This is a genomic window from Coralloluteibacterium stylophorae (assembly GCF_018122625.2).
GTDB classification, from domain to species: Bacteria; Pseudomonadota; Gammaproteobacteria; order Xanthomonadales; family Xanthomonadaceae; genus Coralloluteibacterium; species Coralloluteibacterium stylophorae.
This window is the reverse complement of sequence record NZ_JAGQFT020000020.1, coordinates 1-10,525: the sequence shown is the minus strand read 5'-3', so window position 1 is coordinate 10,525 and position 10,525 is coordinate 1. Positions and strand designations below refer to the sequence as shown.

The following is a 10,525-nucleotide window of genomic DNA, read 5'->3' as shown; positions in this document are numbered from 1 at the left end:
GTCGCGGCTGAAGCCGCTCCTACGCAAAAGCGCGCCGGCTTTGGTCGATCCGCCTCGAGACACGCAGCGGCCAGCCTCCAGTAGGAGCGGCTTCAGCCGCGACCCGCAATGCGGCAGCTTCGGATCGCACGCGGGCGAGACGAAAGGCGACGTGGAAGCGTCGCGTGCCGATCCGCATCGGCGCAGCGGACCGGCCTCCGCACCGCACGTTCTGCTCGGGGCTGTGGGAGGGGCTTCAGCCCCGACTGCCACGCCGGATCGGGGCTCAGACCCCTTCCACACAGGGAAAGCGGTCGCGGCTGAAGCCGCTCCTACGCGGCCTCCGGGCGAGGGGGACGCGCCGGCGACCTCACGACGCTCCGTTCCCGGTTCCCGTCTCGCCCTTCCCCGTTCCCGCTGCACCACCCGTCCGCCACAGATCCACGCGGAAGTCCTCCTCGAACGGCGGCACGTTGCATTCGATCACGTCGGTCGGCGCGATCTTCAGGGTCACGCCGACGATGTCCGCGCGCACCGGCAGCTGGTAGCGCTGGCGGTCGACCAGCACCGCGGCGTGCACCGCGGCCGGCTTCACCGTGGCGAGCCAGGTGAACACACGGAACAGCGAGTGGCCCTGGTAGAGCACGTCGTCGACCACGATCACCCGTCGCCCGGCGAGCAGGCCGGCGGCGCCCTCCGGCGCGGCGAGATGGGTGTCGGCGTGCAGCAGCTCGAGGGTGTCGGCGTAGCGCTTGACCTCCAGGTCGAGGCGCTCGACCGCGGCGCCGGGCGCGATCCGCAGCACCCGCTCGCGCAGCATGTCCGCCAGCGGCACGCCCCGGCGCAGCATCCCGAGCAGCACCGTCGGCGTCGCGTCCATCAGTGCCACCGCCTGCCGCGCCATGTCGTCGAGCACGGGGTCGAGTTCGGCGGCGGAATAGAGGCGGTAGCGGTCGTCGGCCATGGGGACCTCGGCGGGGGCGGTGGTCTCTATACTGCCGGACGCTCCGGTCGCGCTGCAGCGCGCACCGGCCCGTGCCGCCGGCGCGCCGTCCCCCGGTGGCGCTCCGGCTGGATACGACCCCACCACCACCGAGGACGCCACCACGATGACATCCAAGCCGACCCCGCTGCGCGCCGCTTTCCTGACCGCACTGCTGGCGATGCCAGTGGCGCAGGCCGTCGCCGCACCCCAGGGCTTCGATCCGCGGCAGATGACCGAGCAACTCGCCACCATGAGCGGGATGATGTCGGTGATCGCCGTCGAGTGCCGGCTGCACACCCAGGCCGAGGTGGCGGCGATGCGCGACGAGCAGCGCGAGGCCAGCGTGGCTCGCGGCGTGGAGAACGCCAGCTTCGACCGCCTCTATGCCGAGGGCGTCGAGCGTGGCCGGGCCCATCTGGCAGGCGTGCCGGCCGACGAGAAAGCCCGCACCTGCGCCGAGGCCCGGCAGCAGCTCGAGCAGCTGCAGAGCCAGGGCGGCATGCTGCGCTGAGCCCGGTGCCGGCGGTGGTCGGCGCTATCCTTGGGGGATGACCGACCCCCGCCCGCACGCGCCGGCCACCTCGCGCAACCGCGACCCCATCCTCGACGTCCTGCGCCGCCACTTCGCCGATCGCCGCTCCGTGCTCGAGATCGGCAGCGGCACCGGCCAGCACGCGGTGCACTTCGCCGCCGCGCTGCCGCAGCTCACCTGGCAGTGCTCCGACCGTGCGCCGAACCTGCCCGGCATCGAGACCTGGCTCGACCACGTGGGCCTGCCGAACACGCCGGCGCCGGTCGCGCTCGACGTGCTCGCCGACGCCTGGCCCGGGACGCGATTCGATGCCGCCTTCAGCGCCAACACCCTGCACATCATGGGCTGGGACGCGGTACGCGCCCTGTTCGACGGGCTCGACCGGGCGCTGGAGGCCGACGCGGTGCTCGCCGTCTACGGCCCGTTCAAGCGCAACGGCGCGCACACCAGCGACAGCAACGCCGCCTTCGACGCGATGCTGCGCGGCCAGGCCCCACACCAGGGCGTGCGCGACCTCGAGGCCGTTCACGGGCTGGCCGCGGCGATCGGCCTGCGCCCGGTCGCCGACGTCGCCCTGCCCGCGAACAACGCCTGCCTGGTGTGGAGGCGCGCATGAACACGGTCGCCCTGCGCAGCTGTCCCTGCGGCAGCGGACGGCGCTATGCCGCCTGCTGCGGCGAACTCCACGCCGGCGCCCGCGTCGCCGACACCGCCGAGTCTCTGATGCGCTCGCGCTACAGCGCCTACGTCGTCGGTGACCTCGATTACCTGCGCGCGAGCTGGCACCCCGCGACCTGCCCCGACAGCCTGGAGGCGGATGTCTCGCCCGCGTGGCTCGCGCTCGACATCAAGCGCCACGTGCCGCAGGCCGACGCCGCCACGCGCGCGAAGGTGGCCGCCGCGCTGCCCGCGCTGGATGCGGACACGCCGGTGTCGACGGTCGAGTTCGTCGCCCGCTTCCGCATCGGCGGCGGCCGCGTGCAGCGCATGACCGAGACCAGCCGCTTCGTCCGCGAAGCCGACCGCTGGCTCTACGTCGACGGCGACGTGGCCTGAGGTTCCCCGTCGACCGCATCCCCTGTAGGAGCGGCTTCAGCCGCGACCGGGTGGGCGCGGTGAGGCACTGCAGGCCGCAGGGCAGGGGAACGGGGAACAGGGAACAGGGAGCGGGGAACGGGAGCGACGACCGTAGCCGCTCACCCGAAGCGCAGGGCTGGCCCAGGTGCACGGAGACTTCTGTGGGAGGGGCTGAAGCCCCGACTGCGTGGCGCCTGGTCGGAGCTGAAGCCCCTCCCACAGGTGAAGCCCTACCTACAGAGCCGGTCGCGGCTGAAGCCCCTCCTACATGAGCATCGGGGCTGAAGCCCCTCCCACAGGAGCAGGTCGCGGCTGAAGCCGCTCCTACAGGGGCTGCCGGCGGCGCGCGCGACGATCTTCGCGCCGCGCCGCTTCTGTCCCCCTCCCCCGGCGGGGGAGGGTTGGGGAGAGGGGTGCGGCGCAGCCGCTGCTCTTGGGCGCACGATGCAATGAGCCGCGCTTCGCGCTGCCCCATCCCAACCTTCCGCCCAAGGGGAAGGAGCTGAACGCGGGGTCCGCGGAGCCGGCACACCGCTCCCACGACGGAACTCGGTCCACCCACCTCCTCGAGGGAGCGGGCGGCAGAGTCCGCAGCTGCGCCGATGCGGCTGCGTCTGTGGGAGGGGCTTCAGCCCCGACTGCGCGGCGCCAGGTCGGGGCTGAAGCCCCTCCTACATGAGCATCGGGGCTGAAGCCCCTCCCACAGGAGCGGGTCGGGGCTGAAGCCCCTCCCACAGGAGCGGGTCGGGGCTGAAGCCCCTCCCACAGGTGAAGCCCTACCCACAGAGCAGGTCGCGGCTGAAGCCGCTCCTACAGGGGCTGCCGGCGGCGCGCGCCATGATCTTCGCGCCGCGCCGCTTCTGCCCCCTCCCCCGGCGGGGGAGGGTTGGGGAGAGGGGTGCGGCGCAGCCGCTGCTCTTGGGCGCACGATGCAATAGGCCGCGCTTCGCGCTCCCCATCCCCGCCCTTCCCCTACAAGGGAGAAGGAGCTGAACCCGAAGCCCGCGAAGCCGGCACACCGCTCCCACGACGGAACTCGGTCCACCCACCTCCTCGCGAGCGTAGAGTCCGCAGCTGCGCCGATGCGGCGGCGCCTGTAGGAGGGGCTTCAGCCCCGACTGCGCGGCGCCAGGTCGCGGCTGAAGCCCCTCCTACATGAGCATCGGGGCTGAAGCCCCTCCCACAGGTGAAGCCCTACCCACAGAGCGGGTCGCGGCTGAAGCCGCTCCTACAGGGTGCTGCCGGGCTCCGGGGGCGGGACGCGCCCCGGAGCCCCGTCGCTCAGCCGCAGCGCACGGCCTGGATCACGCCGTCGTCGTCGACCTGCAGGTTCAGGCGGGCGCCGTTGTATTCCATGGTCACCGCCTGGCCGGGGTGCAGGATGCGGGCGGTGTCGGCGTTGGCGGTGGTGCGGGCCTGCTCGAGCACGCTGTCGTCGGCGACGCGGCCGACCAGCTCCTGCACGGGGTTGGCGTCGCAGCTGCCGGTGTCGCCGGGCAGCGGCGCGGCGGCGCCGGGGTCGACCGCGGCGGCGTCGGCGGGCGGCGACGATTCGGCGGGGGCGGCGGGGCCGTCGCTGTCGGAGATCGTCGAATTCGGCGCGGTGATGTCGGGCGTGGTCATCGCGGCCTCTTCGGGCGCGTCCGCGGGCTCGGGCGAGCAGGCGGCCAGCGCGGTGAGGCCGAGGCCGGCGACCAGCGCCAGCGCGGGAACGGAAGGACGTCGGGACATGCGGCACTCCGGGGGTGGGGGTGTCCCGGAGTGTCGCCACGCCCGGCCGCGGCTGTCCAGACGCAGCGACCGCGCGCGCGGCCGCCGCGTCAGCCCCGGTTCCGGGTCAGGCCGCCCGCTGCGCCGCGGCAGCCGGGTCGCGCCAGCGTGCCAGCAGCGCCTCGCGGCGCTTCGCCGCCTTGGCCATGTTGGCGTCCTTGATGTGCCCGTAGCCGCGGATGCGCTCGGGAACGCTGGCGATGTCCGCCGCCAGCCCGACGTTGCCCGCGTCCAGCCCCTGCAGCAGTTCGTCCACGGTCTGCGCGTACTCCTCGACGAGCCTGCGCTCGGCGCGACGCTCGGCGGTGTAGCCGAAGATGTCGAAGGCGGTGCCGCGCAGGCCCTTGAACTTCGCCAGCACGCCGAACGCGCGCAGCATCCACGGGCCGTATTCCTTCTTGGTCAGGCGGCCGTCCGCGTCCTTCTTCGCCAGCAGCGGCGGGGCGAGGTGGAAGTGCAGCGTCACGTCGCCCTCGAACTGCTCGGCGATCTGCCGGCGGAAATCGCTCGCCGTATACAGCCGCGCGATCTCGTATTCGTCCTTGTAGGCCATCAGCTTGAAGTAGTAGCGCGCCACCGCCGCGGTCAGCGCGGTCGAACCCGGCGCGCGCTCGGCCTCGGCGGCGCGCACGCGGGCGACGAGGTCGGTGTAGCGGCGCGCGTAGCCCGCGTCCTGGTAATCGGTGAGGAAGCGCTCGCGGCGGGCGATGGTCTCGTCCAGCGAGTGCGACTTGGCGCCGTCGTCGAGCGGATCGGCGTGGATGCTGGTCGCGACCGGGATCGACTTCGGCGTACCGAAGCCCGCCGCCTCGCGCACTGCCTCCGGGTCGATCGCCGCCAGCCGGCCCCAGGCGAAGGCGCGCTGGTTCATCTCCACCGCGGCGCCGTTGAGCTCCACCGCGCGCATCAGCGAATCCAGCGACAGCGGCACCAGCCCGCGCTGCCAGGCGACGCCGAGCATGAACAGGTTGGACGCGATCGCATCGCCGAGCAGGCGCGTGGCGAGCTTGGTCGCATCCACCAGGATCGGCTCGCGCCCGCCCAGCGCCACCCGCACCGCCTCGACGATGCCGCCCGCCGGGAACTGCAGGTCCGGCTTCATGGTGAAGCTGCCGGGCATCGCCTCGTAGCTGTTGAGCACCACCTCGCTGCGCTCCGGGCGGATCTTCGACAGGGCCCAGTAGTCGTTGACCACGACCATGTCGCAGCCGAGCACGAGGTCGGCCTCGCCGGCGGCGATGCGCACCGCGTGGATGTCCGACGGCGCCGGCGCGATGCGGATGTGCGTGGTCACCGCGCCGCCCTTCTGCGCCAGGCCGGTCTGGTCGAGCACGGTCGCGCCCTTGTTCTCCAGGTGGCCGGCCATGCCGAGCAGCGCGCCGATGGTGACCACGCCGGTGCCGCCGACGCCGGTGACCAGGATGTTCCACGGCCGCGACAGGTCGCCCTTGAACGCGGGCATCGGCAGGTCCTGCAGGCGGTCGGCGGCGCCGCTGCCCTTCTTCCTGCGCAGCTCGCCGCCGTGCACGGTGACGAAGCTCGGGCAGAAGCCCTTCACGCAGGAATAGTCCTTGTTGCAGTTGGACTGGTCGATCTCGCGCTTGCGCCCGTACTCGGTGTCCTTGGGCAGCACCGACACGCAGAAGGACTTCTCGCCGCAGTCGCCGCAGCCCTCGCACACCAGCGAGTTGATGACCACGCGCTTCTTCGGGTCCTCCATCTTCCCGCGCTTGCGGCGACGCCGCTTCTCGGTCGCGCAGGTCTGGTCGTAGATCAGGATGGAGACGCCCTTGACCGTGCGCAGGCGCTTCTGCACGGCGTCGAGCTCGTCGCGGTGCACGAACTCCACGCCCTCGGGGAAGAGCTCCGGCCGCGACCACTTGTCGAGGTCGTCGGACATCACCACGATCGTGCCGATGCCCTCCGCGCGCATCTGGTGCGCGATGCCGGGCACGGTCAGGGTGCCGTCGACCGGCTGCCCGCCGGTCATCGCCACCGCGTCGTTGTAGAGGATCTTGTAGGTGATGTTGACGCCGGCGGCGATCGACTGCCGGATCGCCAGCGAGCCCGAGTGGAAGTAGGTGCCGTCGCCGAGGTTGGAGAAGATGTGCTCCTCCGCGCTGAAGGGCGCCTGCCCGGCCCAGGTCACGCCCTCGCCGCCCATGTGGGTGAAGGTCTCGGTGCGGCGGTCCATCCAGGTGACCATGTAGTGGCAGCCGATGCCGCCGACCGCGCGCGAGCCCTCCGGCACCGCGGTCGAGGTGTTGTGCGGGCAGCCCGAGCAGTAGTGCGGCACGCGCGCGAAGTCCTCGCGCGGCAGCGCCAGCTCGCTCTCCTTCTCCCGCATGAAGCGCAGCTGCGCCTCGATGTGCTCGGAGGTGTGGAAGCGCGCCAGCCGCGCCGCGATCACCTGCGCGATGGTCGCCGGCGTCAGCTCGCCGGTCGACGGCAGGATCCAGCGCCCGGCCTCGTCGTACTTGCCCACCACCGACGGCCGGTGCGGCCAGTTGAACATGTACTCCTTCATCTGCGACTCGATGAAGGCGCGCTTCTCCTCGACCACGAGGATGTCCTCGAGGCCCTCGGCGAACGCGCGCAGGCGCACCGGCTCCAGCGGCCAGGTCATGCCGACCTTGTAGACGCGGATGCCGATGTCGGCGCAGGCGCGCTCGTCGAGGCCCAGATACTCCAGCGCCTGCAGCACGTCGAGATAGCTCTTGCCGGTGGTGACGATGCCCAGCCGCGCGCGCGGCGAATCCAGCACCACCCGGTCGATATGGTTGGCCCGCGCGAAGGCCTGCGCCGCGGCCACCGCATAGCGGTGCAGGCGCATCTCCTGGTTCAGCGGCGGATCCGGCCAGCGGATGTGCAGGCCGCCCTCGGGCATCTCGAAGTCGTCGGGGGTGACGATGCGGATGCGGTGCGGGTCGACGTCGATGCTGGCCGAGGACTCGACCGTCTCGGCGATCGTCTTGAAGCCGATCCAGCGCCCGGTGTAGCGGCTCATCGCCCAGCCGAGCACGCCCATGTCGAGGATGTCCTGCACCCCGGCCGGGTTGAGCACCGGCATCATCGCGCTGACGAACTCAAGCTCCGAGCCGTGCGGCAGCGTCGAGCTGCGGCAGGCGTGGTCGTCCGCCGCCAGCGCCAGCACCCCGCCCAGCGGGCTGGTGCCTGCCGCGTTGGCGTGCTTGAACACGTCGCCGGTGCGGTCCACGCCCGGGCCCTTGCCGTACCACATGCCGAACACGCCCTGCACCGTCGACTTCGGGAACAGCCCGGTCTGCTGCGAGCCCCAGACCATGGTGGCGCCCAGGTCCTCGTTGAGGCCCGGCTTGAACTCGACCTTCGCCTCGGCCAGGTGCTTGCGCGCCCGCCACAGCTCCAGGTCGAAGCCGCCCAGCGGCGAGCCGCGGTAGCCCGAGATGAAGCCGGCCGTGTCCAGGCCCGCCGCCTGGTCGCGCAGGCGCTGCATCAGGGGCAGGCGCACCAATGCCTGCACGCCCGAAAGGTAGATGCGCCCGGACTCGCGCGTGTAGCGGTGCTCGAGCGCGTAGTCGCGGTCGATAGGCGCCCGCGCCGAGGCGGGGGAGGAGAGTTCGGCGGTCGAGTTCATAGGCACGTGGCGGCGGCACGCACACGGCGCGCCAGGCTTCGAGGGGAAGCCGACGATTCTATCAGGGGGGCGTGAGAGGGCTGTTGCGCGGTGCGGGAGGGGGCTCAGGCGCACCGCGACGTAGTTGGTGCGGGCGCCGTTGCTTCCTGCGGTGTCGCGACAGCTGGCTGGATTGAATGGCGAGGTTAGGCTGCCGGATTAGGTTGCGGGCGTGGCGTAAGTGCCTGCGGGGCGGCCGATTCCTCGCGCTTTCTCGCTTCTTCCGGTTGGGATAGGCTGCCGAGCTATGCGCCGGTTTGGCGTCTACTTCTAGTTAGAGGGACTTGGGGGAGTCTATGGCGGTCATTGAGATTGGAAGCGAAGTAGATCGCTTCGTCCTTCACTTCGAGACTGATAGGCATCAGATAAATGCCTTCGCATTAGCGACTTCCATTGCAGGACTTGCTGAGGCTGTCCGTGAAGCGAGCTCAATAGTAAATCCCGGGTACTCCGTCGAGGTCGTGGTAGAAGCGCTCGAAGAGGGGAGCTTTGAGGCGGTTGTTAAAACGATCTTCGAGAAGACTCAGAGCGTCTTCTCGCACGAAGCATCGAAAGCGATCATCTATGGAGTCATAGCTGGCTACATAGTCACAAAGATGATGGGCCCGTCTGATCCAACGATCATCGTCAATGACGGGTCCGTCATCGTTGAGTACGGCGACACAGAGGTCGTGGTGCCGCGCGACGTCTATGAGGCGCAGAAGCAGGTAGAGCGGTCAAAGCGCTTCGAGAATGCCGTGGGTCAGATCTTCCGCGGAGCGGAATCTGACACAACAGTTACTGCAGTACGTATCGACCCACCAGATAGGGGGCGTCCAGGTCCCGAAGTGCCACGTGGAATGTTCTCACGCTTTGACATGCGCATCGTCGATGAGAATGGAGACAGCGTCGTAGTCGAGTACGCAAATCTTGAAATTTCTCGTGCAATACTTGCGCGCGGCAAGAGAAAATGGGAGTTCTTTTGGAGAGGCGTGAAGATTTCCGCCCCGGTTACCGACGAACGCTTCTACGACAAGTTCTTCGCCCACGAAGTTACGATAGCGCCCGGAGATGTGCTTAAGGCTGCAGTGAGAATTATTCAGCGCCAAGACAGGGATTCCGGCATCTACATGAACCATAGCTACGAAGTGATTGAGGTCATAGACCACATACCGAGGGTACGTCAGGCGTCCCTCTAACAATTCGTTCAAGCCGATGCCGCTTCGCGGCACGGCTTAACTCAGGCGTTAGCCACTCATGACTAATCCGCTTCTTCCTGACGTAACAGGCTTTGAATGTGATCCATTTGGCTACAGTGCCTTTGCTTGGCACAAGTTCGCTTTGATTCTAGCCGCCAACGGAATTCCCAAAGATCCAACGAAAGCGCCGACTGCGGAGGATCTGAAGGAACCAGCTCTCTGGTTGAGTCAGGCAAACGCACTTTCAGAAGCTGCCGTATGTCTGGTCAAGAATGACCCAAAGCTGCAGAATGTTTCCGCCGAGTACCGCACGATCGTCCATAGTCAGTACTACGCCGTAGTGCTCATGCTTGTCGGGTACAGTCTAGAAGTCTGCCTGAAAGCCATGATGATCATCGAGTCGGGAATCGACGAGTCGATAGCTAACGAGCGGAGCCACTTCCATCACAACCTTCACGTGCTGGCTTCTTTCGTACCTGGCCTAAGCAGGAAAGATCTCGAGATCCTAAGAGGCCTTTCACATTTCGTAAGGTGGGCTGGCAGGTACCCCGATCCTGGCTCAAGGCGTCTGGATCAGGCTACAGATGTTTTTGAGATTGGCGAGGTCAATAAAGTCACAGCCCGCGACTTGTTCGACCTTGCCAGCAGGGTCATGCAGCACGCTACCGTAGTCACGGGCTAGGTGATTAACAATTTATTCGAGCCGATGCCGCTTCGCGGCACGGCTTAATTCAAGTGTTAGCGCGCATTCGAGATTGCCGCAATAAGGGGTCAGGTTCATTTACCGGAATAAGGGGGTCAGGTTCATTCACTGGCGATGCTGCGGGGCGCGCGGAGGCCGGCCACGCGGGCGCACGTGCACGGCCCGAAGCGTCAGCGCCTCGATCTGGGACTTGAACCGCTCGGGGCCCCAAGCTCGCTGCTGCTGCGTGGTCAGGCGTAGCGAGTCGTCTTCGGCCGGACCGATGCATTCACGGACGAAGGCTGTATAGGCGGCCGTGCGCTCGACATCGCTCCTCCCCAGGGCCTGGTACTCGGGGTGTGGCGTCAGGATCCGATCGGGGTGGCCATCGGCGTTGTATCGATAGCTCGACCAGCGATAGTCGCCTGGCGAGGCTGCCAGGTGCGCCCGGACCGGGTTGAGCTCGACGAATAAGGGGTCAGGTTCATTTTCGACGAATAAGGGGTCAGGTTCATTTTCCGAACAAGGGGTCAGTTCATTTACTGATGTTGCTGCGTAGGCCGGCCGCGCGGGCGCACGCGCACAGCGCGGAGCGTCAGCGCCTCGATCTGGGACTTGAACCGTTCGGAGCCCCAAGCTCGCTGCTGCTGCGTGGTGAGTCGTAGGG

General features: G+C 68.5%; 8 protein-coding genes. 5 read left to right on the top strand and 3 right to left on the bottom strand.

Going from position 1 to position 10,525, the window contains the following annotated elements; translation table 11 throughout:
• Positions 1 to 349: 349 nt before the first annotated feature.
• Positions 350 to 943: a phosphoribosyltransferase family protein gene (locus KB893_RS18010; protein ID WP_211928172.1), complete on the bottom strand. Its 594-nt coding sequence runs from the start codon at positions 941 to 943 to the stop codon at positions 350 to 352.
• Positions 944 to 1,088: 145 nt separating this feature from the next.
• On the opposite strand from KB893_RS18010, the gene KB893_RS18005 reads away from it, so the two are divergent.
• The 3 genes from KB893_RS18005 to KB893_RS17995 are packed head-to-tail and all read left to right on the top strand — an operon-like array spanning position 1,089 to position 2,552.
• On the top strand, positions 1,089 to 1,475 hold the full coding sequence (locus tag KB893_RS18005; RefSeq protein ID WP_211928173.1) for a hypothetical protein: 387 nt from the start codon (positions 1,089 to 1,091) through the stop codon (positions 1,473 to 1,475).
• 37 nt (positions 1,476 to 1,512) lie between these two features.
• Positions 1,513 to 2,112, top strand: a complete 600-nt coding sequence (locus KB893_RS18000) for a DUF938 domain-containing protein (protein ID WP_211928174.1) — start codon at positions 1,513 to 1,515, stop codon at positions 2,110 to 2,112.
• Complete coding sequence (locus tag KB893_RS17995; protein ID WP_211928175.1) at positions 2,109 to 2,552, top strand: YchJ family protein; 444 nt, start codon at positions 2,109 to 2,111, stop codon at positions 2,550 to 2,552. The genes KB893_RS18000 and KB893_RS17995 overlap by 4 nt, the downstream gene beginning before the upstream one ends.
• A gap of 1,302 nt (positions 2,553 to 3,854) precedes the next feature.
• On the opposite strand, the gene KB893_RS17990 is transcribed toward KB893_RS17995, so the two are convergent.
• Positions 3,855 to 4,304, bottom strand: coding sequence for an I78 family peptidase inhibitor (locus KB893_RS17990; RefSeq protein WP_246505782.1), 450 nt, complete (start codon positions 4,302 to 4,304; stop codon positions 3,855 to 3,857).
• 106 nt (positions 4,305 to 4,410) lie between these two features.
• Positions 4,411 to 7,959: an indolepyruvate ferredoxin oxidoreductase family protein gene (locus tag KB893_RS17985; RefSeq protein ID WP_211927632.1), complete on the bottom strand. Its 3,549-nt coding sequence runs from the start codon at positions 7,957 to 7,959 to the stop codon at positions 4,411 to 4,413.
• A gap of 335 nt (positions 7,960 to 8,294) precedes the next feature.
• On the opposite strand from KB893_RS17985, the gene KB893_RS17980 reads away from it, so the two are divergent.
• Both KB893_RS17980 and KB893_RS17975 read left to right on the top strand, forming a co-directional pair.
• Positions 8,295 to 9,176: an LAPAL motif-containing putative phage structural protein gene (locus tag KB893_RS17980; RefSeq protein ID WP_211927631.1), complete on the top strand. Its 882-nt coding sequence runs from the start codon at positions 8,295 to 8,297 to the stop codon at positions 9,174 to 9,176.
• Positions 9,177 to 9,234: 58 nt separating this feature from the next.
• Complete coding sequence (locus KB893_RS17975) at positions 9,235 to 9,858, top strand: HEPN domain-containing protein (protein WP_211927630.1); 624 nt, start codon at positions 9,235 to 9,237, stop codon at positions 9,856 to 9,858.
• Positions 9,859 to 10,525 lie beyond the last annotated feature (667 nt).